The sequence below is a fragment of the Ralstonia sp. 1138 genome (assembly GCF_040544795.1).
Lineage (GTDB): Bacteria > Pseudomonadota > Gammaproteobacteria > Burkholderiales > Burkholderiaceae > Ralstonia > Ralstonia flatus.
Window position 1 is genome coordinate 561,091 of the sequence record NZ_JBEPKQ010000003.1, and the last position, 22,555, is coordinate 583,645.

The 22,555-nt window shown below is 64.2% G+C and carries 20 protein-coding genes; 15 read left to right on the plus strand and 5 right to left on the minus strand.

Translation table 11 applies throughout. The annotated features are described in order from the left end of the window. Positions 1 to 118 precede the first annotated feature (118 nt). The 10 genes from ABIC76_RS15475 (at position 119) to ABIC76_RS15520 (ending at position 8,748) form a co-directional block, all read left to right on the plus strand. A complete protein-coding gene (locus ABIC76_RS15475; protein ID WP_446928547.1) occupies positions 119 to 814 on the plus strand; it encodes a 3-oxoacid CoA-transferase subunit A in 696 nt (231 codons plus the stop codon). Further along, the gene (locus ABIC76_RS15480; RefSeq protein WP_354534503.1) at positions 811 to 1,473 is read left to right on the plus strand and encodes a CoA transferase subunit B; all 663 of its coding nucleotides are present in this window, start codon (positions 811 to 813) and stop codon (positions 1,471 to 1,473) included. Before ABIC76_RS15475 ends, ABIC76_RS15480 begins: the two co-directional genes overlap by 4 nt. 22 nt (positions 1,474 to 1,495) lie before the next feature. Further along, positions 1,496 to 2,698 (plus strand): 3-oxoadipyl-CoA thiolase, encoded by a 1,203-nt coding sequence (gene pcaF / locus ABIC76_RS15485; protein ID WP_354534504.1) that lies wholly within the window; start codon positions 1,496 to 1,498, stop codon positions 2,696 to 2,698. Between the two features lie 13 nt (positions 2,699 to 2,711). Then, positions 2,712 to 4,073, plus strand: coding sequence for a 3-carboxy-cis,cis-muconate cycloisomerase (locus tag ABIC76_RS15490; protein WP_354534505.1), 1,362 nt, complete (start codon positions 2,712 to 2,714; stop codon positions 4,071 to 4,073). A 22-nt stretch (positions 4,074 to 4,095) separates the two neighbouring features. Next, entirely contained in the window at positions 4,096 to 4,908 is an 813-nt protein-coding gene (pcaD, locus tag ABIC76_RS15495; protein WP_354534506.1) for a 3-oxoadipate enol-lactonase, read from the plus strand. Continuing rightward, positions 4,901 to 5,299 carry a 4-carboxymuconolactone decarboxylase gene (gene pcaC / locus ABIC76_RS15500; RefSeq protein ID WP_354534507.1) on the plus strand — a complete coding sequence of 133 codons (399 nt, stop codon included), beginning with the start codon at positions 4,901 to 4,903 and terminating at the stop codon, positions 5,297 to 5,299. Before pcaD ends, pcaC begins: the two co-directional genes overlap by 8 nt. A gap of 84 nt (positions 5,300 to 5,383) precedes the next feature. Next, positions 5,384 to 6,253, plus strand: coding sequence for a branched-chain amino acid ABC transporter permease (locus ABIC76_RS15505; protein ID WP_316884114.1), 870 nt, complete (start codon positions 5,384 to 5,386; stop codon positions 6,251 to 6,253). Further along, positions 6,250 to 7,284 carry a branched-chain amino acid ABC transporter permease gene (locus ABIC76_RS15510; RefSeq protein ID WP_102066533.1) on the plus strand — a complete coding sequence of 345 codons (1,035 nt, stop codon included), beginning with the start codon at positions 6,250 to 6,252 and terminating at the stop codon, positions 7,282 to 7,284. The genes ABIC76_RS15505 and ABIC76_RS15510 overlap by 4 nt, the downstream gene beginning before the upstream one ends. Next, complete coding sequence (locus ABIC76_RS15515; protein ID WP_102066532.1) at positions 7,281 to 8,054, plus strand: ABC transporter ATP-binding protein; 774 nt, start codon at positions 7,281 to 7,283, stop codon at positions 8,052 to 8,054. Before ABIC76_RS15510 ends, ABIC76_RS15515 begins: the two co-directional genes overlap by 4 nt. After that, positions 8,047 to 8,748 carry an ABC transporter ATP-binding protein gene (locus ABIC76_RS15520; protein WP_102066531.1) on the plus strand — a complete coding sequence of 234 codons (702 nt, stop codon included), beginning with the start codon at positions 8,047 to 8,049 and terminating at the stop codon, positions 8,746 to 8,748. The genes ABIC76_RS15515 and ABIC76_RS15520 overlap by 8 nt, the downstream gene beginning before the upstream one ends. Positions 8,749 to 8,751: 3 nt before the next feature. Here the strand turns inward: ABIC76_RS15520 and ABIC76_RS15525 are convergent, their stop codons facing one another. Next, positions 8,752 to 9,921: an ABC transporter substrate-binding protein gene (locus ABIC76_RS15525; protein WP_102066530.1), complete on the minus strand. Its 1,170-nt coding sequence runs from the start codon at positions 9,919 to 9,921 to the stop codon at positions 8,752 to 8,754. A 139-nt stretch (positions 9,922 to 10,060) separates the two neighbouring features. Further along, the gene (locus tag ABIC76_RS15530) at positions 10,061 to 11,038 is read right to left on the minus strand and encodes a LysR family transcriptional regulator (protein WP_354534508.1); all 978 of its coding nucleotides are present in this window, start codon (positions 11,036 to 11,038) and stop codon (positions 10,061 to 10,063) included. Positions 11,039 to 11,158: 120 nt separating this feature from the next. Between ABIC76_RS15530 and pobA the strand changes: the two genes are divergently transcribed. Next, complete coding sequence (gene pobA, locus ABIC76_RS15535) at positions 11,159 to 12,385, plus strand: 4-hydroxybenzoate 3-monooxygenase (RefSeq protein ID WP_102066529.1); 1,227 nt, start codon at positions 11,159 to 11,161, stop codon at positions 12,383 to 12,385. Here pobA and ABIC76_RS15540 read toward each other — a convergent pair. Beyond that, the gene (locus tag ABIC76_RS15540; RefSeq protein ID WP_354534509.1) at positions 12,363 to 13,472 is read right to left on the minus strand and encodes a glycoside hydrolase family 191 protein; all 1,110 of its coding nucleotides are present in this window, start codon (positions 13,470 to 13,472) and stop codon (positions 12,363 to 12,365) included. The genes pobA and ABIC76_RS15540 overlap by 23 nt on opposite strands. Before the next feature lie 307 nt (positions 13,473 to 13,779). On the opposite strand from ABIC76_RS15540, the gene ABIC76_RS15545 reads away from it, so the two are divergent. The 3 genes from ABIC76_RS15545 (at position 13,780) to ABIC76_RS15555 (ending at position 16,105) form a co-directional block, all read left to right on the plus strand. Then, positions 13,780 to 14,073, plus strand: coding sequence for a hypothetical protein (locus ABIC76_RS15545; RefSeq protein ID WP_004631110.1), 294 nt, complete (start codon positions 13,780 to 13,782; stop codon positions 14,071 to 14,073). 347 nt (positions 14,074 to 14,420) lie between these two features. After that, complete coding sequence (gene infA / locus ABIC76_RS15550; RefSeq protein ID WP_004631109.1) at positions 14,421 to 14,639, plus strand: translation initiation factor IF-1; 219 nt, start codon at positions 14,421 to 14,423, stop codon at positions 14,637 to 14,639. A gap of 470 nt (positions 14,640 to 15,109) precedes the next feature. Further along, the gene (locus ABIC76_RS15555; protein ID WP_354534510.1) at positions 15,110 to 16,105 is read left to right on the plus strand and encodes a hypothetical protein; all 996 of its coding nucleotides are present in this window, start codon (positions 15,110 to 15,112) and stop codon (positions 16,103 to 16,105) included. 131 nt (positions 16,106 to 16,236) lie between these two features. On the opposite strand, the gene galU is transcribed toward ABIC76_RS15555, so the two are convergent. Both galU and ABIC76_RS15565 read right to left on the minus strand, forming a co-directional pair. Then, positions 16,237 to 17,109 (minus strand): UTP--glucose-1-phosphate uridylyltransferase GalU, encoded by an 873-nt coding sequence (gene galU, locus ABIC76_RS15560; RefSeq protein ID WP_027680889.1) that lies wholly within the window; start codon positions 17,107 to 17,109, stop codon positions 16,237 to 16,239. A 41-nt stretch (positions 17,110 to 17,150) separates the two neighbouring features. Beyond that, positions 17,151 to 20,027, minus strand: a complete 2,877-nt coding sequence (locus ABIC76_RS15565; RefSeq protein ID WP_354534511.1) for a valine--tRNA ligase — start codon at positions 20,025 to 20,027, stop codon at positions 17,151 to 17,153. A gap of 150 nt (positions 20,028 to 20,177) precedes the next feature. On the opposite strand from ABIC76_RS15565, the gene ABIC76_RS15570 reads away from it, so the two are divergent. After that, complete coding sequence (locus tag ABIC76_RS15570; protein ID WP_354534512.1) at positions 20,178 to 22,538, plus strand: UvrD-helicase domain-containing protein; 2,361 nt, start codon at positions 20,178 to 20,180, stop codon at positions 22,536 to 22,538. Positions 22,539 to 22,555 lie beyond the last annotated feature (17 nt).

Here is a 22,555-nt window from a genome sequence, read left to right on the forward strand (position 1 = left end):
CGATCCGATCGTCAACAGGAGACTCGCAGGCCGCCCGGTTGCGGTTCGGCCATGTCCGGCCCCCGCGATGCTCCGACCTGCGCCAGCCATCGAGAATGTGCGGCGCCCTTGCCGGAGAATGCACGTGATCAACAAGCTTTGTCCGTCTGTGGAGGCCGCCCTGGCCGATATCCCGGACGGTGCCACCATCATGATCGGCGGGTTCGGTACCGCCGGCATGCCATCGGAACTCATCGACGGGCTGATCGCGCACGGCGCGCGTGAGCTGACCATCATCAACAACAACGCCGGCAACGGCGAGACGGGCCTGGCCGCGCTGCTCAAGGCGCGCCGCGTACGCAAGATCGTCTGCTCGTTCCCCCGCCAGGCCGATTCGTATGTATTCGATGCGCTCTACCGCGCCGGCGAGATCGAACTGGAGCTCGTGCCGCAAGGCAACCTGGCCGAGCGCATCCGCGCCGCAGGGGCCGGCATTGGTGGGTTTTTCTGCCCGACCGCCTACGGCACGCAATTGGCCGAAGGCAAGGAAACGCGCATCATCGACGGCAAGCCGTACGTGTTCGAGCTGCCGCTCACGGCGGACTACGCCCTCATCAAGGCCCTGCGCGCTGACCGCTGGGGCAATCTCGTCTATCGCAAGACTGCTCGTAACTTCGGGCCGGTGATGGCCATGGCGGCCAAGTGCACCATCGCGCAGGTCAGCGAGACGGTGGAACTGGGCGAGCTGGACCCCGAGCACATCGTCACGCCAGGAATTTTCGTTAAGCGCGTCGTCCAGCTCGTCTCCGCGCAACCCGCCAAGGAGGCAGCATGAGCGCCGAAACTACCGCCAAGATCCAGCGCTGGACGCGCAATCAGATCGCTGCCCGTGTGGCGCGTGATATTCCCGATGGGTCGATCGTCAACCTCGGCATCGGCCTGCCGACGCTGGTGGCGAACCAGCTGCCGGCCGATCGCGAAATCATTCTGCACACCGAGAACGGCCTGCTCGGCATGGGCCCGGCGCCCGCGCCCGGGCAAGAAGACGAAGACCTCATCAACGCCGGCAAGCAGCCGGTGACGGTCAAGCCTGGCGCATCGTTCTTCCATCACGCCGATTCGTTTGCCATGATGCGGGGCGGCCATCTCGACTATTGCGTGCTCGGCGCCTTCCAGGTGTCGGCCACGGGTGACCTGGCCAACTGGCACACCGGAGCACCGGATGCCATCCCCGCCGTGGGCGGCGCGATGGACCTGGCTATTGGTGCCAAGCGCGTCTTCGTCATGATGGAGCACCAGACCAAGCAGGGCGAAAGCAAGATCGTGCCGTCGTGCACGTACCCGCTGACGGGCATCGGCTGTGTCGATACCATCTACACCGACCTTGCCGTGATCGACATCACGCACGAGGGGCTGGTGGTGCGGGAGATGGCCGACGGCCTCGATTTCGATACGCTGCAGACGATGACGGCCGCGCCGTTGCGTCGTGCCTAGAACCATTGGAGACAGAACCATCATGACCGAAGCCTTTATCTGCGACGCCATCCGCACCCCCATCGGCCGATACGGCGGCAGCCTGTCCGCCGTGCGCGCGGATGATCTGGGTGCCGTGCCGCTCAAGGCGCTGATGGCGCGCAACCCGCAGGTCGACTGGACAGCCATCGACGACGTGATCTTCGGCTGCGCCAACCAGGCGGGCGAAGACAACCGCAACGTGGCGCGCATGTCGTCGCTGCTGGCCGGGTTGCCCGACAGCGTGCCGGGCTCGACCATCAACCGCCTGTGCGGCTCGGGCATGGACGCCACCGGCACCGCTGCGCGCGCCATCCGCTCGGGCGAAACCGGGTTGATGATCGCGGGCGGCGTGGAAAGCATGAGCCGCGCGCCGTTTGTGATGGGCAAGGCGGCCACCGCCTTCTCGCGCGATGCTGCCATCTACGACACCACCATCGGCTGGCGCTTCATCAACCCGCTGATGAAGGCGCAATACGGCGTTGACTCGATGCCTGAGACCGCCGAGAACGTCGCCACCGACTACAAGATCAACCGCGAAGATCAAGACCGCTTCGCGCTGAGCAGCCAGGCGAGCGCCGCACGTGCGCAGGAAGACGGTACGCTGGCGCAGGAAATCACGCCCGTAACGATTCCGCAGAAGAAGGGCGATGCCATCGTTGTCAGCCGCGACGAGCATCCGCGCGCGACAACCATGGAAGCGCTCGCCAAGCTCAAAGGCGTGGTGCGTCCGGACGGCACGGTGACGGCTGGCAATGCGTCGGGCGTGAACGATGGCGCCTGCGCGCTCCTTCTTGCCAATGAAGAATCGGCCAAGCGCTTTGGCTTGACCCCGCGTGCCCGCATTGTTGGCATGGCCACGGCTGGTGTGCCGCCGCGCGTGATGGGCATTGGGCCGGCACCGGCGTCGCAAAAGCTGCTGAAGCAACTGGGCCTGACGATCGACCAGATGGATGTGATCGAGCTGAACGAGGCGTTTGCAGCGCAGGGCTTGGCCGTGACACGTCAACTGGGTCTGCGTGATGACGACCCGCGCATCAACCCGAACGGCGGCGCCATCGCACTGGGCCACCCGCTCGGCATGAGCGGCGCGCGCCTGGTGACCACGGCGATGTATCAGTTGCAGCGCACCGGTGGACGCTACGCGCTGTGCACGATGTGCATTGGCGTGGGCCAGGGCATTGCGCTGGTCATCGAACGCGTTTGAGTTTGATACGGCCATGACCAGCGGATTGCTCGATCGCGCCTTCTCCACACCGGCCATGCTGGCGGTGTGGTCCGATGCGGCCACCGTGCGCGCGATGCTCGATGTGGAGGCTGCGCTGGCGCAGGCCGAAGGCGCGGTTGGTGTGATCCCGGCGGAAGCCGTTGCGCCGATTCGCGCGGTGTGCGCCAAGGCCACATTGGATCTGGAAGCGCTCGGCAATGCCGCTGCCAGCGCAGGCAACCTGGCGATCCCACTGGTCAAGCAACTGACTGCCGCTGTCGCGCAGCACGATGAAAACGCTGCGCGCTACGTGCACTGGGGCGCGACCAGCCAGGACATCATCGATACCGGTCTGATGCTGCAGTGGCGGCAATCGGCTGCGTTGCTCGAAGCGGATTTGCAAAAGCTTGCCGACGCGCTCGCTGCACTGGCGCAACGTCATCGCAATACGCCGATGGTGGCGCGCACGTGGTTGCAGCAGGCCCTGCCGACGACGTTTGGGCGCAAGGTTGCGGGCTGGCTGGAAGCAGTGCATCGCGCGCAGGATCGTTTTGCCGCGCTGCGCGCGCATGTGCCCGTGCTTCAGTTTGGCGGGGCGGCAGGCACGCTTGCCAGCCTGGGTGAACATGCACGCGCTGTTGCTCAAACGCTGGCGCACGAACTTGATCTGCCGCTGCCAGCGCTCGCTTGGCACGGCGAGCAGGATCGAATCGCCGAGATTGGCACGACGCTCGCGTTGCTGACCGGCACACTGGGCCATGTCGCGCGCGATCTCTCGCTCATGATGCAAACAGAGGTGGGCGAAGTAGCGGAGCCGTCCGGTGCCGGCAAGGGCGGGTCTTCCACCATGCCGCATAAGCGCAACCCGGTTGGCTGTGCGACGGTGCTGGCTGCGGCCACGCGCATGCCCGGCCTGGCGAGTACGCTGCTGGCTGCGCTGCCGCAGGAGCACGAACGCGCGCTCGGCGGTTGGCAGGCGCAGTGGGCGACGTTGCGCGAGATGGCCTGTCTCGCGGCGGGCGCGCTCGATCGGATGTGCGAGATCGCCGGAGGTTTGCAGGTCGACGCTGCTCGCATGCGCGCAAATCTCGACCTTACGCAGGGCCTGATTCTCGGTGAAGCCGTGATGCTGGCGCTGGGGGCGGATCTTGGACGCCTGCAGGCGCACCATGTGGTCGAAGCTGCCAGCCGCAAAGCGGTACAAGAGAACAAGACGCTGCATGACGTACTGGCGCAGGATGCCGACGTCCTTCGTATCTGGGGTGCAGCCGCGCCGCAACGGCTGAGCGCGCTGCTCGACCCCACCCATTACCTTGGCGATGCGGGCGCCGCTGTTGACCGCGCGCTTGCGGAACACGCCCGCCGCCACCCCTGAACACGGATTCCACGGAGACACCATGCCCTGGCTTGAACACGACAACGTCCGCCTGTATCACGAATTCGACGATGGGCCCGCCACGGGTAAGCCGGTGCTGGTGCTGTCGAATTCGCTCGGCACCAACCTCGGTATGTGGGAGCCGCAGCTCGAAGCGCTGCGCCAGCACTTCCGCCTGCTGCGCTATGACCAGCGCGGCCACGGGCAATCGAGCGTGCCGGATGCGCCGTTTGGCGTCGCGCAACTCGGCGGTGATGTGCTCGCGCTGCTCGACCACTACAACATTGAGCTGGCGCTGTTCTGCGGCCTGTCGATGGGCGGGCTGACGGGCCTGTGGCTGGCCGCGCATCACGGCGAGCGTTTCCCGCGCATGGTCGTGACGAACACCGCCGCGCTGATCGGCACGCAGCAAAGCTGGAATACGCGCATCGCGCAGGTCGAGCAGGGCGGCATGGCCAGCATTACCGAAACGGTGCTGGAGCGCTGGTTCACGCAGGGCTACCGCGATGCCAACGCCGGCCGCGTCGACATCGTCAAGGCGATGTTGCTGTCCACGCCGGACGCCGGCTACAACGGCAATTGCGCAGCCATTCGCGATGCAGATCTGCGCGCGCAGCTGCCGAACATCCGCGTGCCGATGCTGGTGATTGGCGGCACGCACGATATCTCTACCCCGGCAGCTCAGACCAAGCTCATTGCCGACGGCGTGCCCGGCGCCCAGTACATCGAACTGTCTGCCGGCCACCTCGCCAACTGGGAGCAGGCCGACGGCTACACCGAAGCGCTGGCCAGCTTCTTGACGACCGGCGTGGCGCGCGAGGTTGCCCATGGATGATCGCGAACGCTACGCCGCCGGCATGGAAGTGCGCCGCGCTGTGCTGGGCGATGCCCACGTCGATCGTGCCAATGCCGCGCAGACCGATCTGACGGCTCCGTTTCAAGACCTCATCACGCGCTACGCCTGGGGCGAAATCTGGACGCGCCCGGGCTTGCCGCGCCACACCCGCAGCCTGCTGACGATCGCCATGATGGTCGCCCTCGGCCGCGACGGCGAATTGCGCCTGCATCTGCGCGCCGCCTCCAACAACGGTGTCACGCGCGACGAGATTCAGGAAACGCTGCTGCAGACCGCCATCTACTGCGGCGTGCCGGCTGCCAACCATGCCTTCCACCTCGCACAGACCGTGTTTGCCGAGATGGACGCGGAGGGCGCTACGACGAAGTAACACCGCCGTCTCCCGGGAGACGCCACGCAACACACCGGGCAAACCGGCCGCCGAGCTGGGGAAAAAAGCCCAAGGAGGAGACCCATGCTCAGCGCATTGGGTGTGTTGTTCGACGGGCTGGCTTACGGCAGCCTGCTGTTCCTGATCAGCATCGGCCTGTCGGTCACGATGGGCTTGATGAACTTCATCAACCTCGCGCACGGGGCCTTCGCCATGGCGGGCGGCTATGTGTGCGTGGTGCTGATGAACCGCCTCGGCGTGCCGTTTCTGGCGACGCTGCCCATCGTCTTCCTTGTCACCGCAGCTATCGGTTTTGTGCTGGAGCGTACGCTGTATCGGCGGCTCTATCGCGCGAGCCCGCTCGATCAGGTGCTGTTCTCCATCGCGCTCGTTTTCATGGCGATGGCGGGTGCGACTTACGTGTGGGGGCCGTCGCAGCAGCCCGTGGAGCTGCCGGAGATGCTGCGCGGGCAATGGCGGGTTTTCGATAGCGGATTGGAAGTCGGGCGTTATCGCGTGTTCCTGATTGGCGTCGTGATTGCGCTGACGGCGCTGCTCGCTTGGCTGATCGAGCGCACGCGCTTCGGCGCGCAGGTGAGGGCGTCCGTGGACAACCAGCAGGCGTCTGCAGGCCTGGGCATCAACGTGAGCCTGGTGTTTTCCGTCACGTTCGCGCTGGGCTCGGGGTTGGCAGGGCTGGGCGGCGGATTGGGCATCGACGTGCTCGGGCTCGACCCGGCCTTCCCGATCAAATACATGGTGTACTTCCTGCTCGTGGTGGCAGTTGGCGGCGCCGGTTCCATCAAGGGCACATTGCTGGCGGCGCTTGTGCTCGGCGTGTTCGACGTAGCCGGCAAGTACTACGTGCCCGACGTGGGCGCGTTCGTCATCTACGGGTTGATGGTCGTGCTGCTCGTCTTCTTCCCGAGCGGTTTGCTGGGGAGGCGCGCATGAGTGTGCAGCAGCAGTTGAGACGGTCAGCCCGGCCTGCTGAGGGCTCCGCCGCACATGGGTTGCCAGAAGCACGGTGGTCACCGTTCGAGATCGCGTTCTGGTGCGTGCCGATTGCGGTGTTCTTTCTTCTTCCCGATTACCTTGTCTTTGGCAGCCAGGTGCTGATCGTCGGGCTGTTTGCGTTGTCGCTCGATCTGGTGCTCGGCTATGCGGGCATCGTGTCGCTCGGGCATGCGGGCTTCTTCGGACTCGGTGCCTATACCGCCGGGCTGCTCGCGGCGCATGGCTGGGGTGAACCGCTCAGCGGCCTGGCTGCTGGCGCTGTCGTCGCGGCGCTGGCCGGCTTCTGTGTGAGTTTTCTCGTCGTGCGCGGCCAGGATCTGACGCGACTGATGGTCACGCTCGGCATCGGCCTGATGCTGTATGAAGCGGCCAACAAGATGGCGTTTCTCACGGGCGGTGTGGATGGCCTTTCCGGTGTGACGATGCGTAACCTGCTCGGCACGTTCGAATTCGATCTCGAAGGGCGCACGGCTTACGTGTATAGCCTGGTCGTGCTGTTTCTGGTGTTTGTAGGGTTGCGTCGCCTGGTGCGCTCCCCGTTCGGGTTGTCGCTGCGCGGCATTCAGCAGGGGCCGAAGCGCATGCCGGCCATCGGCGCGAATGTTCGTATGCGGCTGGTTGCGGCGTTTACCGTGAGTGCGGCGATTGCCGGTGTCGCAGGCGCCTTGCTCGCGCAGACCACGCAATTTGTCGGACTGGATTCGCTGGGCTTCTCGCGTTCGGCAGAGCTGCTGATCATGCTCGTGCTGGGCGGTGCCGGCCGGTTGTACGGCGCGCTGATCGGCGCGGCAGTGTTCATGATTGCGCAGGACGTGTTGGCCGGCATCAACCCCGTGTATTGGCAGTTCTGGATCGGCCTGCTGCTGATGGTGATCGTGTTGTTTGCGCGCGGCGGCATTCTCGGCGGTCTGAAGGCAGCCGTATCTGCGATCAAGGCACGCGGTGCCCGCAAGGGAGGTACATCATGACGGCGCCCACGATGCATCCTCCGCCCACATTGAGCACGCGCGGCCTGTCCAGGCGCTGGGGCGGCTTTCACGCCAATTCCGATATCTCGCTGTCTTTTGCGCCGGGCGCGCGCCACGCGTTGATCGGCCCGAACGGCGCGGGCAAGACGACCTTCATCAATCTGCTTACCGGCACGCTCGCACCCACGGCGGGCCGGGTGCTGCTGGACGATGAAGACATCACCCGGCTGCCCGCGCACCAGCGCGTCAAGCGCGGCATCACGCGCACCTTTCAGATCAACACGTTGTTTCCGGGGCTGACGGTGCTGGAATCGGTGATGCTCGCCATCTTCGAGCGCACGGGCGCGTCGTGGCATTGGCACCGTACCGTCGCGTCTTACAAGGATGCCCGGGACGAAGCGATGGCATTGCTCTGCCGCCTGCAACTCGGCGCAGACGCGCTGTCGCCCACGCATGCGTTGCCTTACGGCAAGCAGCGCCTGGTGGAGATTGCCCTGGCGTTGGCCACGCAGCCGCGCATCCTGCTCCTCGACGAGCCTGCCGCCGGCATCCCGAGCGGACAAAGTACCGAACTGTTCGAGGTCATCGCCAGCCTGCCACGCGACATCACGATCCTCTTCATCGAGCACGACATGAACCTCGTGTTCCGCTTCGCCGAGCGCATCAGCGTGTTGGTGGCCGGCCGCGTGCTCACCGAAGGCACACCGCAGGAGATTGCCGCCGACCCGCGTGTACGCGAGGTCTACCTTGGGGAGGCCGAGCATGCGTGAACTGTTGTCGCTCGAACATGTGACGGCAGGCTACGGCAACGCCGTCGTGCTGGACGATGTGTCGTTCGCGCTCGCTGCAGGCGGCAGCCTCGCGCTGCTGGGTCGCAACGGTGTCGGCAAGACCACGCTGCTCGCCACGCTGATGGGCTTTACGCGCCTGCACGGCGGGCGTATTCGCTGGCAGGGCGAGGACATCGCCAAGGTGCCGCCGCACCGGCGTGCCCGCGCGGGGCTCGGCTGGGTGCCGCAGGAGCGATGGATGTTTCCATCGCTGACGGTGGAAGAGCATCTGACCGCTGTGGCGCGACCCGGCGCCTGGGATGTGGCGCGCATCTACAAGACGTTTCCGCGTTTGCAGGAGCGGCGCCGCAATCTCGGCAATCAGCTCTCGGGCGGGGAGCAGCAGATGGTCGCCATCGCCCGCGCGCTGATGACGAATCCCGCGCTGCTGCTGTTGGATGAACCGATGGAAGGCCTCGCGCCGATCATCGTGCAGGAGCTTGGCCGCGCCATCCGCGCGCTCGTTGAGGAGGGCGGCATGGCGGTGATTCTGGTGGAGCAGCATGCGCGTCTGGCGCTGCAACTCACGCAGCGCGCGCTGGTGCTCGATCGAGGCCGGATCGTGCACGCATCAGCCAGCGCCGATCTGCTGGCCGATGCGCCGTTGCTGCAACGGCTCGTGGCGGTTGCGTAGGGCTTATTTGCCCGGGTCCTTCACGTCGGCAAACTTGTCGAACTCGACGTTGTACAGCTCGTTGCCGACTTTCTCCACTTTGCGGATGTAGACCGTCTGCACCACATCGCGCGTGGCCGGGTCGATGGTGATCGGCCCGCGCGGGCTGTCGATCTTCATGCCCTTGAAGGCGGCCATGGCCTTCTCGCCGTCGATCTTGCCTCCGAGCTTGTTGATCACGTTGTAGATCGCGCCGATGCCGTCATACGCGGCCACCGCCATGAAGTTCGGGCGGCCTGCACCTGGGTTGGCGTCGGCAAAGGCTTTCAGGAAGGTCTTGTTCTGTGCGGAGTCGTGCGCGGCCGAGTAGTGGAACGACGTGATGACACCCAGCGTTGAGTCGCCCATGGCTGGCAGCACGTGGTCGTCGGTCAGATCGCCTGTCGCGATGACCTTGATCCCGGCCTGCGCCAGCCCGCGCTCCCGGAAGCCCTTCATGAACGCCACACCTTGCTCGCCGGCCGGCAGGAAGACGAACACTGCTTGCGGCTTGGTGTCTTTCACACGCTGGATGAACGGTGCGAATTCAGGGTTGCGCAGCGGCACGCGTACGGCTTCCACGACTTGGCCGCCGCCGGCAGTGAACGTCTGCTTGAACGCGTTCTCCGCATCGACGCCAGGCGCGTAATCGGCTACCACGGTAGCCACCTGCTTGATGCCGTTCTTCAGGGCCCACGAGGCGATCGGCGTGGAGATCTGCGGCAACGTCATCGACACACGCGTCACATAGTCCGACTTGGTCGTAATGGACGACGATGCCGCATTGAAGATCACCATCGGCTTCTTCGCCTGCTGCGCGATGGGCGCCACGGCCAGCGCTTCCGGCGTGAGGCCGAAGCCCGCGAGGAAATCCACCTTGTCGCGCACCACGAGTTCTTGTGCGAGCCGCTTGGCAACGTCCGGCACGGGGCCGGTTGTGTCCTTTACGATGATCTGCACTTGCCGCCCGCCGGCGGTCGTGCCGTGCAGCTTCTGATACGCCTTGATGCCGTCTTCCATCTGCTTGCCATAGTCGGCAAAGGGGCCCGAGAAAGGCGCGATCAGCCCGATCTTGATGGGCTCGTCCGCAAAGGCGGGCAGGCCGATCATCAGCGTACCGGCAACGGCAGTCAGCAGCAGCACACGACGTTTCATGAAGGTCTCCAAAGGTTGATCGGCAGGCGTGAACCGAAAGACACTGCAACGGCGTCGCCTGCGCGTGCCAGCGATCCTAAAGGCTCCTTGTTCGCAATGCAATCGAGTGTTCGGATTGTGAACATTTGCCGCGGCGCGGCTATTTCGTGTTCTTGCGTTTGGCAGGTCGATGGCCGGGTTCGCGCCATTCGTCCGCCTCGTCGTTGAACAGCGATGACACCAGCGCCCGGAACCACTGGCTGCGCGTGTCGTTATGGAACTTGCGATGCCAATGCTGCTTGAGATCGAAGCTCGGCAGTTCCAGCGGGGGCTCCATCACGCTGATGTTGGCGTGCGATTGCATGAACGACAGCCCGACGGCGTGCGGCACCGTCGCAATCAGATCCGTGCGCGCGAGGATGAACGGAATGCTCATGAAATGCGGCGTGAGCAGAGCCGGCGTCCGTCGGATGCGTTTGCGCTCCAGAAAGCGTTCGTACAGTTCCTGGCTGCGGCCTTCTGCGCGCACCACGGCGTGGCCGTACTCCAGAAACTGCGCCATCGATAGCTTTGTGTTGCCGCCGCGCGTGACGGGATGATCGGCCCGCACGATGCACGTGAAGTAGTGCGTAAACAACCGCTGCTGGAAGAAGTTGTTCTTTTTCAGGTCGGGGAAGTAACCGACGGCCAGATCGAGCGAACCGGTCTCCAGCGCGCGTTCGAGCTGGGCCGGCGGCAGCGACACGGACTGCACCGACGCCCGAGGCGCCTGCCGCGCCATCGCCTCGACAATGCGCGGCAGGAAGACCATCTCCCCTACGTCCGACAACGAGATCGAGAACCTGTGCGTGGTGGTGGCCGGATCGAACGCGCCGGTTTCCAGGATGCCTTCCTGCACGCGGGCCAGCACGTCGCGCGCCGCAGGAATGAGCGCCAGCGCCCGTGGCGTCGGCTCCATGCCGCGCGAGGTGCGCACGAACAGCGGATCATCGAATGCAGCGCGCAGCTTGCCCAGCGCCGTGCTCACGCCCGGCTGGCTCATGCCGAGCTGTTGCGCGGCCATGCTCACGCTGCGCGCGTCGTACAGCGCCAGCAGGATCGGCAACAAGTTCAGATCGAAGTCGGGCAGGGTGGACATGGCAATCGCACTATCTGAATTAACGATAAAGTTTATCGCCAATATTGCATTGTGCGATATCAAGGTGCGCGCCAACAATGGTTGCCAGAACGATTCCAAATCCATCCGGAGACAACCATCATGCGCACCCAGGTCGCCATCATTGGCGCAGGTCCGGCAGGCCTTTTGCTCGGACAGCTTCTGCACCGCAACGGCATCGACGCCGTCATCCTCGAAACCAAGAGCCGCGCGTACGTTGAAGAGCGCATCCGCGCCGGCGTGCTGGAGCAAGGCACGGTCGACGTGCTCAACGAAGCGGGCGTGGGCGAGCGCATGCGGCGCGAGGGGCTCGTGCACCACGGTATCGACTTGCTGTTTGGCGGCAAGCGCCACCGTATCGACCTGACGGCGATGTCGGGCGGCCGCTCGATCACCGTGTATGGGCAGCACGAGGTGGTGAAGGATCTGATTGCCGCACGCGTGGAGCAAGGTGCGCCGCTGCTGTTCGATGTGAGCGATGTGTCGGTGCACGATATCGAGTCGGCCACGCCGTCGGTGCAGTTTGTCCACGACGGCGTGCCGCAGACATTGCAATGCGATTACATCGCCGGATGCGATGGCTTTCACGGCATCTGCCGGCAGGCGATTCCTGCACAGCGGCAAGCGGTGTTCGAACGCGTCTATCCCTTTGCGTGGCTTGGCATCCTGGCAGAAGCGGAGCCCGCGGCGGAAGAGTTGATCTACGCAAACCACGATCGCGGCTTTGCGCTGTTCAGCATGCGCTCACCCAAGATCACGCGGCTTTATCTGCAATGCAAGCCGGACGAGGACCTGGCTGAATGGTCGGATGCGCGCATCTGGGACGAGCTGCACACGCGCCTGGAAAACAACGACGGCTGGCGGTTGAAGGAGGGCCCGATCCTGCAGAAGAGCGTCACGCCGATGCGCAGCTTTGTCTGCGAGACCATGCAGTATGGGCGCCTGTTCCTGGCGGGCGATGCTGCGCACATCGTGCCGCCGACCGGCGCGAAAGGCATGAACCTCGCCGTCGCCGATGTGCGCGTCCTGGCCCAGGCGCTCACGGCACGCTACAAGCAGAACGACACCGCCCAGCTCGCAGGCTACGCCGAACGCTGCCTGCAACGCGTCTGGCGCGCCGAGCATTTCTCGTGGTGGATGACGTCGATGCTGCATCGCTTTGACGACCACACGCCGTTCATGCAGAAGCTGCAGCGCGCCGAACTGGACTACGTGACCAGCTCGGCTGCCGGCGCGCGCGTGCTGGCCGAAAACTACGTCGGCCTGCCGTTTGCCGATGCGCCTGCCGGTGCGTCGTTGAGCGTGATCAGTAGTTCCAAGGCGGCGTAGTCGTCGGCTTGGACAGCGCAATGCGCGAGACCAGCGGGCGGAAGCCTTGCGCGCGCGAAGCCGTGTAGACCTTCTGCGCGTTGGTGGTCTTCAGCGCGTAGTCGATCGTGAAGACGGGCACGTTGCCGGCGCAGTATTTCTGCAACTGCTCGATCGTCCATTGCGTGTCGACGGCGCTTGCAGCCTTGTCCCCACCGGAGGCGCTGCTCCATGCGGCGCCGGCGCTGCCGCCGAACCACGTGTCTTCCTGCGAGATGCCATCGATCGTCGCCAGCAACGTTGATCCACCGCCATCATCGATCAGCGAAGGCGCGTTTTGCTGGATCACCGCAAACTGCGGGTTGATGGCGCGCCCCGCCGCACGAATCTTGGCGATGAAGTCCACCATGGCCTGGGCCGGGTCGACGCCTGCCGCCTGGGCCGCGTCCGCTACCGAAGGCTCGGCATACGCCTCGACCCAATCCAGATAGACGCCATCGAACCCTTCGCGCGCCAGTTGTGCCACGGCGCCGTTCGGACCGAGCCAGAGCGCTTGCCAGCGCGGGTCCCAGAACGCGACGGGGTAGTCGCCCGCCCAGCCATCGGGGTCGGCCTTGATGATGAAGTCGGGCGTGCCGGGGCCGTCGGCTGTGGGCGCCTTCCAGCTCGATGTCCAGTAGGTGCGGAAGTCTTCAGCCTCGCCAATGTCGATGTAGGCGAGCACCTTGCGGGCGGAGCCGTCGGGCTTGGTGCGCAGGCGCGCCACCATGTCGACCGTGTTGAAGTTTTCGAGCCCCTTGATGGTGTTGTTGGCCTCGATCACCAGCATGTCGTACGGCTGCGCGTCGAGTGCGTCGATTTGCGCGCTCGTCGTCATGCCCTGCAACTGATACATCCACGTCTGCACGCCGGCCAACGGGGAAGTGCCGTTGATGCCGCAAGCGGGGGAGGCACTGGCGGCCGCCGCAGCGGGGGTTTTTGAGGCTGCGTTCTGCGCATTGGAAGCCGTGCTGGCTTGCGGGCTCAGTGACGAACCGCCGTCGCCGCCACCGCAGGCAGACAGCATCAGCCCGGCACACGCCAGGGCAATCGGAGAGATCAGGCGCATTGTCATTCTTCAGGGGGTTGAGAGTCGGTGCCTTGCTGTGGACGTCGGGCACCCATTTGAATGCCGTGGCAAGCACCAATTCAAGCTAGCACAATCGGATTGCGCCGCACCCTGCCGTGGAGGGGTGACGATGTGAAACTTCTTCAGACCAGCCTTCGCGGTGATGCCGAAGGCGTTGCCACGGCTGGCGGGCGTGTGCTTGTTGCGCTCTGCCCGCAGTCAAACGTTGCCGTCGCTTTCATCGCCATGCAAAACGCACGGGTGTATAGTCAGACAGCACTCGACGTTCAAGAAGGGGGCATTTCAGATGGACACTTCGCCGGCGGGCCAATACAAAGGCTTCGACATTTATCCGTTGGCTTTCCAACATGAACGCACGGCACGCTGGCCCGAGGCCAGGGAAGACCGCAGCTACAACGCGGCCGTGATGATCTGTCGGGCGGGGGAGTCGCCCGAACCCGGACAGACCCAGGTCTTCCGCCTATCGGGGGACCGGCAATTCAGCAATGTGGGCGCTGCGCGCATTGCCGCGCTGCGCTTCGCTGAGAGCATCATCGATGGCGACGTTCCTGAACTGTCGCTTCCTGCTGACGGCGCCTGAAACCGCGGAACCCGCCCGTGGTAGAATAGCGGGCGAATCCGGCTCGCCGCCGGGCCAGTCATGGCCGGCAGCAGCTGAGTCCAGCACCGGGGAATACCCCGCGCCGAGTCGGGCGGCGCGCATCTGCGACCGCCACCCATCCTCGCTCTCGCTTGCACGAAGCGGCGCACGCCATAGGCGGGCGCGATTTGTGTTTCGTGCAACTCGGTACCCCCCAAGCCCGCTGTCCGGGCAGATGATCGCAGCGTACCGCTGCATGCCGTTCCAGGCGTGTGGCGTGGTTCGGGTGGGTCATCACATCATTGCAACCATCGGCGCAGCCGCGTGCTGCATACAAAGGAACGAGTTTGGCCAAGGAAGAACTGATTGAATTTGAAGGGGTGGTGTCTGAAGCACTGCCCGACAATCGTTTTCGCGTGCAGTTGGAAAACGGCGTGGAAATCTGGGCTTACGCATCGGGCAAGATGCAGAAGCACCGCATCCGCATTCTCGCGGGCGACCGCGTGAAGCTGGAAATGTCGCCGTACGACCTCACCAAGGGTCGCATCAACTACCGGCACAAGTAAAAACGGCTGTGTCGCCAAGACGTCCGCCCAGCGGGCGTTTCAAAGAAACCGCGTGTCCTGCAGACCCGCGGTTTTTTTATTATTGTTGCGTAAGCAGCGTTAAATTTCGTTGATCTCCCGGCAACATCCGGTATCATCCCGCTTGGCTGTCGACGGGGGGAACACAGTTGGCAGCCAACTGAAGTGCAGGGCTTGTCATATTTTCAAGCCGCGAGCAGCCTCTGGGCGTGCCCGCGCCAGCTGTACCAGTCCATCAATAAGCGCACGGCCGTTGATCGATCCATCGACTCAGCAGGACCTCTAATCGCGCATCCATTCGCCGACCGGGGCGTCATCTGACGCTCGCACCCGTTCGGTGTTCAGTGTGTCAAAGGAGTCACACCACATCGGGATACCGCACAGGTAGGACGGCGCTTGTCCATCGAAGTACTGGGCGTAAGGTTTTGCGTCCGAGGGAATAGAAAATCACAATGTTGGAAACCAAGAAAGCAGCACAGAGGGCGGCGCGCATGAGCCTGCGCGCTTTGGTAGGTCTGACGGCGGCGGTTACGCTGACAGGCCTGGGAACACAAACCGCCTCGGCGCAGGCCACGCGCCCGAAGGCACCGATTTATGGCGTAACGCTGGATGACGTCAGCAGCATCAACGCGATCGTGGCCTCGCTCACCCACCTGCCGTACAAGCCGACCGTGCGCGTGGTCTTTGACCCGGGTACGTCGGCGGCCGACTACTACGCACCGCTGGTCAAGCTTCATCAAGTCGCCTACGTGATGGGCGAAGTGATGGACTCGTACTATTTCCCGGTCGACCCCACGACCTACAGCGCACGCACCAACGAGTTGGTGAGCACGCTGAAGAATGTGGTCGACGTATGGGAAATCGCCAATGAAATCAACGGCGAATGGCTGCGTGCCAACCCGAGCGGTCCGACTACGACGGCAACGTCGCAGGAGCAGCAGATCGGTCAGATGGTCGGCAACGCCTATGACATCGTGAAGGGCGCGGGTGGTCTTGTGTCGGTGACGATGTACTACAACGACGACGGCAAGGGCACGAACTGCTACGAGCTGCCGATGGACTCGTGGCGTACGTGGGCGACGAACTTCCTGCCGTCCCGTGTGCGTCAGGGCACGGATTACGCGTTGTTCAGCTACTACCCGTACCAGGACTGCCCGGGTTTGAATCCGACGTGGGCAAACGATTTCAAGTTACTTGAAAGCATCTTCCCGGTGGCAAAGGTGGGCTTCGGCGAGATCGGCACGTCCAGCACGTCGGCCCCGCTGTCCGTGCAGCAGAACCTGATCAAGTCGTACTACCCGATGGGGACCACCACGATGGCCGCGGACCCGCGCTTCATCGGTGGCTACTTCTGGTGGAACTACGCTGAACAGATGCTTCCGTACAGCACCAGCTCGTACTGGAGCCTGCTGAACAACACCATCAAGCCGCTGGCAGCACCGCAATAAGAAGAGGCTGCAGCCTCTCGTTGCAAAAGGGTGGGATTCCGCGCCGGACGGACGGGACACGATCCGGCAACAAAAAACCCGCGCAGCGTGAGCTGGCGCGGGTTTTTTCTATGGCGACGTGCGCGTTGGGCTCAGCCGCGTGCCGCCAGATACGCGCGGAATTCGTCAGCGACTTCCTTGTGCTTGAGCGCCAATTCCACCGTGGCCTTCAGGTAGCCCAGCTTGCTGCCGCAGTCGTAACGCACGCCCTTGTAGCGATACGCCAGCACCTGCTCGGCCGACAGCAGCGACTGAATGGCGTCCGTCAGCTGCAGCTCGCCGCCCGCGCCCGGCTTGAGGTTGCGGATGTGATCAAAAATGCGCGGCGTGAGGATGTAGCGGCCGACCACGCCGAGGTTGGACGGTGCATTTTCGGGCGCCGGCTTCTCGATGATGCCCGACATCTTGATCACGCTGCCGTCTTCTTCCCACGGGCGGCCATCGACCACGCCATACGAGCGGCTCTGCTCCGGGTCGATCTCTTCCACCCCGATCACTGAGCAGTTGTAGTGGTCATACAGGTCGACCATCTGCTTCATGACGGGCGGCTCGCCGTCCAGCAGGTCGTCGGCCAGGATGACGGCAAACGGCGCATCGCCGACGAGCTTTTCGGCGCATTGCACCGCATGGCCCAGGCCCAGCGCTTCCGGCTGGCGCACGTAGAAGCAATCCACATGCGACGGCTTGATCGAGCGCACGACTTCGAGCAGCGCGGTCTTCTGCTTCGCTTCGAGTTCGGCTTCCAGCTCGTAGGCCTTGTCGAAGTGATCTTCAATGGCGCGCTTGCTGCGGCCCGTCACGAAGATCATCTCGGTGATGCCGGCAGCCATGGCTTCTTCCACGGCGTACTGGATCAGCGGCTTGTCCACGACCGGCAGCATTTCCTTCGGGCTCGCCTTGGTGGCCGGCAGAAAGCGGGTTCCGAGCCCCGCGACGGGGAAAACGGCTTTGGTGACGCGTTGCATCGTGGTTTCCTTGGTATCGGATGATCGATTGTTCAGGGCGCTCAGGCCGCCTGCACCGGCAGCCGTGCAATCTGGGCTTCCAGCTTGGTCAGCGTGGCTTTGAAATCGGCTACACGCTTTTGTTCCTGTTCCACCACGGCGGCCGGTGCGCGGGCGACGAACGATTCGTTGCCGAGCTTGGCTTCGCACTTGGTGATCTCGCCGCGCAGGCGGTCGATTTCCTTCGACAGGCGCGCATGCTCGGCAGCCACGTCGATCTCGATCTTCAGCAGCAGCTTGTTCTCGCCGACGATCGCGACGGGTGCGCCGGCGCCGTCCTGTTCCATGGCAGCAGCGTCCGTGTAGACCTTCACCTCAGACAGCTTGCCCAGCGCTTGCACGTACGGCGCCGCCACCTGCAGGAATTCGGCGTCGCCATTGACGTACAGCGGCACACGTTGGGCGGGGGAGATGTTCATCTCGCCGCGCAGATTGCGGCAGGCATCGACCAGCGCCTTCAACTGGTGGACCCACTGCTCGGCCTGCTCGTCGATCTTTGCCAGCACCGCGCGCGGGTATTCCTGCAGCGCGAGGCTTTCGGTGCCGTCGCCCTTGGCGCGGCCGGCCATCGGCGCAACCTTCTGCCAAAGTTCTTCGGTAATGAACGGAATGATGGGATGCGCCAGGCGCAGCACCGTTTCGAGCACGCGCAACAGCGTGCGGCGCGTGGCGCGTTGCTGCGCCGGCGTGCCGGTCTGGATCTGCACCTTGGCCAGTTCCAGGTACCAGTCGCAGTATTCGTCCCAGACGAACTTGTAGATGGCGTTGGCGATGTTGTCGAAGCGGTAGTCGGCAAAGCCTTTTTCCACTTCGGTTTCCACGCGCTGCAGCAGCGAGACGATCCAGCGGTCGGCCTGCGAGAAGTCCAGATGGCCTTCGGGGCCGCAGTCACCGACGCATTCCTGCATGCCGCAGTCCTGGCCTTCGGTGTTCATCAGCACGAAGCGCGTGGCGTTCCAGAGCTTGTTGCAGAAGTTGCGATAGCCTTCGCAGCGGCTGGGGTCAAAGTTGATGCTGCGGCCCAGCGTGGCGAGCGAGGCGAACGTGAAGCGCAGCGCGTCGGCACCGAATGCCGGAATGCCGTCGGGGAACTCCTTGCGCGTGCGCTTCTCGACCTTCGGCGCGTCCTTCGGGCGGCGCAGGCCGGTCGTGCGCTTGGCCAGCAGCGGCTCCAGCGCGATACCGTCGATCAGGTCGACGGGGTCCAGCGTGTTGCCTTCGGACTTGCTCATCTTCTTGCCTTCCGAATCGCGCACCAGGCCGTGCACGTAGACGGTGTGGAAGGGCACCTCGCCGGTGAAGTGCAGGGTCATCATGACCATGCGCGCCACCCAGAAGAAGATGATGTCGTAGCCCGTGACCAGCACGGTCGAGGGCAGGAAGTGCTTCAGTTCCGGCGTATCGGCAGGCCAGCCCAGCGACGAGAACGGCACCAGCGCGGACGAGAACCACGTATCCAGCACGTCGTCGTCACGCGTGAGCGTGCCGGTGTAGCCTTTGGCCGCTGCCTGGGCCTTGGCTTCCTCTTCGGTGCGGCCAACATACACATTGCCGGCGTCGTCGTACCACGCCGGAATCTGGTGGCCCCACCACAGTTGGCGCGAGATGCACCAGTCCTGGATGTTGTTCAGCCACTGGTTGTACGTGTTGACCCACTGCTCCGGCACCAGCTTGATCTTGCCGCTCTGCACCGCGTCCAACGCCACTTCAGCGATGGAGCGGCCCGGGAAGCGCGTGCCTTCCGGCGCTGGCTTGCTCATGGCGACGAACCATTGGTCGGTCAGCATCGGCTCGATGACCACGCCGGTGCGGTCGCCGCGCGGCACCATCAGCGTGTGCTTCTTCACCTCGGCCAGCAGGCCCTGCGCTTCGAGATCCTCGACGATCTTCTTGCGCGCGTCGAAGCGATCCAGGCCAGCATAGGCGGCCGGGGCATCGGCAACGATCTTCGCGTCGAGCGTCAGGATCGACAACTGCGGCAGCTTGTGACGCTGGCCGACCGCGTAGTCGTTGAAGTCGTGGCCCGGGGTCACCTTGACCACGCCGGTGCCGAATTCGCGGTCGACGTATTCGTCGGCAATCACGGGAATCTTGCGATCGGTGAGCGGCAGGTGGACAAACTTGCCGATGAGGTGGGCGTAGCGCTCGTCCTCAGGGTGCACCATCACGGCCGTGTCGCCGAGCATCGTTTCCGGACGGGTGGTGGCCACCGTCAGGTGCGTCCGGCCATGCACGGCGTCCGGTTCGGCCAGCGGATAGCGGATGTGCCACAGAGAGCCTTCTTCTTCCTCGCTCACCACTTCCAGGTCGGACACGGCGGTGCCCAGCACCGGGTCCCAGTTGACGAGGCGCTTGCCGCGGTAGATCAGGCCCTGCTCATACAGGCGCACGAACACGTCGCTGACAGCGCGCGACATCTTCGGGTCCATCGTGAAGTATTCGCGCTCCCAGTCGATCGAAGCGCCCATGCGGCGCACCTGGCGGGTGATGGTCGAGCCCGATTGCTCCTTCCATTCCCACACCTTTTCGACGAACTTCTCGCGGCCCATGTCGTGGCGCGATACGCCCTGGGCATCCAGCTGGCGCTCGACGACGATCTGCGTGGCAATGCCCGCGTGGTCGGTGCCCGGTACCCACAGCGTGTTGGCGCCCGACATGCGCGCGTGGCGCGTCAGGCCATCCATGATGGTCTGGTTGAACGCGTGCCCCATGTGCAGCGTGCCCGTCACGTTCGGCGGCGGAAGCTGGATACAGAAGTCGGGCTTGCCGGCTTCGAGCGTCGCGCGGGAGACGCCCATCGCTTCCCACGCCGCGCTCCACTTCTGCTCGATGGTGGCGGGTTCGAAGCTCTTGGCGAGGGACTGGTTTTGATCGGTCATGCTGACAGGGCGCAGTGGGCGCAAAAAGACGTTTGGCCCAGGAAAATGGCGGGCGAAAGCTTGGAATTATACGGCGTGTCGATGTCCGGCACGGGCGAAGCGGCGAATGCGGCCGGTATAATTTGAGGATTCTGCCGAGGCTCCTCCCGCATGTCCGACCTGCTCGCCAATCTGAACCCCGAACAACGCGCTGCCATCACGCTTCCCGATGAATCGGCGCTGATCCTGGCGGGGGCGGGCAGCGGCAAGACGCGCGTGTTGACCACCCGCATCGCCTGGCTGATCCAGAGTGCGCGGGTGTCGCCGTCGGGTGTGCTGGCCGTCACGTTTACGAACAAGGCGGCCAAGGAAATGACGGCCCGGCTGCAGGCCATGCTGCCGATCAACACGCGCGCCATGTGGATCGGCACGTTCCACGGGTTGTGCAACCGGCTGCTGCGCGCGCATTTCCGCGATGCCGGTCTGCCGCAGACATTCCAGATTCTCGATACGCAAGACCAGCTGTCCGCCGTCAAGCGCCTGCTCAAGTCGCTGAACATCGACGACGAAAAATTCCCGCCCAAGAACGTCCAGTACTTCATCAACGGAGCCAAGGAGCAGGGACTGCGCGCGGGCGACCTGGAAATCGCCAACGAATACGACCGCCGCATGGCCGATCTCTACGCCGCCTACGACGCGCAATGCCAGCGCGAAGGCGTGGTCGATTTTGCCGAGCTGCTGCTGCGCTGCTACGAACTGCTGCGCTACAACGACGCCATCCGTGCGCACTATCAACGGCGCTTCAAGCACATCCTGGTGGACGAATTCCAGGATACGAACAAGCTGCAATACGCCTGGCTGAAGATCCTGGCCGGGCTGGGCGAGCCGGGTGTCACGCCCAACGCCATCTTTGCCGTGGGCGACGATGACCAGAGCATCTACGCGTTCCGTGGCGCGAACGTCGGCAACATGGTCGACTTCGAGCGCGAATTCCGCGTCGAGCACCGGATCAAGCTGGAGCAGAACTACCGCTCGCACGGCCACATCCTGGATACCGCCAACCACCTGATCTCGCACAACACGCGTCGTCTGGGCAAGAACCTGCGCACCGACGCCGGCCATGGCGAGCCGGTGCGCGTCTACCAGGCCGCGACGGATGGGCAAGAGGCGGGCTGGATTGTCGATGAGATCCGCGACCGGATTGCCACCGGCATGTCACGCTCGGAAATCGCCATCCTGTATCGCAGCAACGCGCAGTCCCGCGTGATCGAGCACGCCCTGTTCTCGGCCGGCATCCCGTACAAAGTGTACGGCGGCCTGCGCTTCTTCGAGCGTGCGGAAATCAAGCACGCGCTTGCGTATCTCCAACTGCTCGAGAATCCCGACAATGACGCGGCGTTTGGTCGTGTGGTGAATTTCCCCGCGCGCGGCGTCGGGGCGCGCTCGCTGGAGCAGTTGCAGGATGCGGCGCGGCTTTATGGCATTTCGCTCGCGGCCGCGGTGCCGTATCTGACGGGGGCCGCGGGCACCAAGTTGTCGGCGTTTGTGCGTCTGATCGAGCAGATGCGTGCCGACACGCGCCAGATGACGCTGCCCGAAATCGTCCAGCACGTCATTCACGCCAGCGGTTTGATCACGCATTACCAGGGCGAGAAGGAAGGCCAGGACCGCATCGAAAACTTGCAGGAACTGGTGACTGCCGCCCAGGCCTTCGTCGCTGAAGAAGGCTACGGCGTGGATGCGATTGCGACCGCGCTGCCCGTGCGCCACGACGCCATGCTTCGCATCGAAGGCGGCGAGATCGATACCGCTTCTGAACTCGTGACCGATGAAACGCCTGCAGAGATGACGCCGCTCGTCGCGTTTCTCACGCATGCTTCCCTGGAAGCGGGCGACAACCAGGCCCAGGCCGGCCAGGATGCCGTGCAGATGATGACCGTGCATGCGGCGAAGGGGCTGGAATTCCACGTCGTCTTCATCACCGGGCTGGAAGAGGGGTTGTTCCCGCACGAAAACAGCCAGATGGAGAAGGACGGCCTGGAGGAAGAGCGCCGCCTGATGTACGTGGCCATTACCCGGGCCCGCGAGCGCTTGTATCTGTCGTTCGCGCAAAGCCGTGTGCTGCACGGTCAGATCCGCTACCACATCCGCTCACGCTTCTTTGACGAACTGCCTGAAGAGACGTTGAAGTGGCTGACGCCGCAGCACGCCGGCTACCAGGCTACGCGCCGTGTGCAAGGCGATTCGGCCTGGGGCAAGGATTGGTTCAAGCGCCCCGAGCGCGGCGATGACGACGCCTACACCGGCCGCCCCACCGGCGGCATGGACACCGGCAAGAACTACGCCGACGCCAAGCGCGCAGAGGCCACGGGCTTCCGCGTGGGCCAATCGGTGTTCCACAACAAGTTCGGGGAAGGCGTCATCACGACGCTGGAAGGCGAGGGCGCGGAGGCGCGTGCCCAGATCAAATTCAACCGCCACGGGGTGAAGACGCTGGCGCTGGGTATCGCCAAGCTCGACCCGATCAACTGAGCGCTGATCGGGTCGTT

Bases quoted from the DNA above. Each gene is read 5' to 3' on its own strand.
- galU (WP_027680889.1), bottom strand. From the start codon at position 17,109: ATGCAACGCGTCACCAAAGCCGTTTTCCCCGTCGCGGGGCTCGGAACC.
- ABIC76_RS15525 (WP_102066530.1), bottom strand. From the start codon at position 9,921: ATGAAACGTCGTGTGCTGCTGCTGACTGCCGTTGCCGGTACGCTGATG.
- ABIC76_RS15570 (WP_354534512.1), top strand. From the start codon at position 20,178: ATGTCCGACCTGCTCGCCAATCTGAACCCCGAACAACGCGCTGCCATC.
- ABIC76_RS15565 (WP_354534511.1), bottom strand. From the start codon at position 20,027: ATGACCGATCAAAACCAGTCCCTCGCCAAGAGCTTCGAACCCGCCACC.
- ABIC76_RS15475 (WP_446928547.1), top strand. From the start codon at position 119: ATGCACGTGATCAACAAGCTTTGTCCGTCTGTGGAGGCCGCCCTGGCC.
- pcaF (WP_354534504.1), top strand. From the start codon at position 1,496: ATGACCGAAGCCTTTATCTGCGACGCCATCCGCACCCCCATCGGCCGA.
- pcaD (WP_354534506.1), top strand. From the start codon at position 4,096: ATGCCCTGGCTTGAACACGACAACGTCCGCCTGTATCACGAATTCGAC.
- ABIC76_RS15505 (WP_316884114.1), top strand. From the start codon at position 5,384: ATGCTCAGCGCATTGGGTGTGTTGTTCGACGGGCTGGCTTACGGCAGC.
- ABIC76_RS15515 (WP_102066532.1), top strand. From the start codon at position 7,281: ATGACGGCGCCCACGATGCATCCTCCGCCCACATTGAGCACGCGCGGC.
- ABIC76_RS15510 (WP_102066533.1), top strand. From the start codon at position 6,250: ATGAGTGTGCAGCAGCAGTTGAGACGGTCAGCCCGGCCTGCTGAGGGC.
- ABIC76_RS15555 (WP_354534510.1), top strand. From the start codon at position 15,110: ATGTTGGAAACCAAGAAAGCAGCACAGAGGGCGGCGCGCATGAGCCTG.
- ABIC76_RS15530 (WP_354534508.1), bottom strand. From the start codon at position 11,038: ATGTCCACCCTGCCCGACTTCGATCTGAACTTGTTGCCGATCCTGCTG.
- pcaC (WP_354534507.1), top strand. From the start codon at position 4,901: ATGGATGATCGCGAACGCTACGCCGCCGGCATGGAAGTGCGCCGCGCT.
- ABIC76_RS15490 (WP_354534505.1), top strand. From the start codon at position 2,712: ATGACCAGCGGATTGCTCGATCGCGCCTTCTCCACACCGGCCATGCTG.
- ABIC76_RS15545 (WP_004631110.1), top strand. From the start codon at position 13,780: ATGGACACTTCGCCGGCGGGCCAATACAAAGGCTTCGACATTTATCCG.
- ABIC76_RS15520 (WP_102066531.1), top strand. From the start codon at position 8,047: ATGCGTGAACTGTTGTCGCTCGAACATGTGACGGCAGGCTACGGCAAC.
- ABIC76_RS15540 (WP_354534509.1), bottom strand. From the start codon at position 13,472: ATGCGCCTGATCTCTCCGATTGCCCTGGCGTGTGCCGGGCTGATGCTG.
- pobA (WP_102066529.1), top strand. From the start codon at position 11,159: ATGCGCACCCAGGTCGCCATCATTGGCGCAGGTCCGGCAGGCCTTTTG.
- ABIC76_RS15480 (WP_354534503.1), top strand. From the start codon at position 811: ATGAGCGCCGAAACTACCGCCAAGATCCAGCGCTGGACGCGCAATCAG.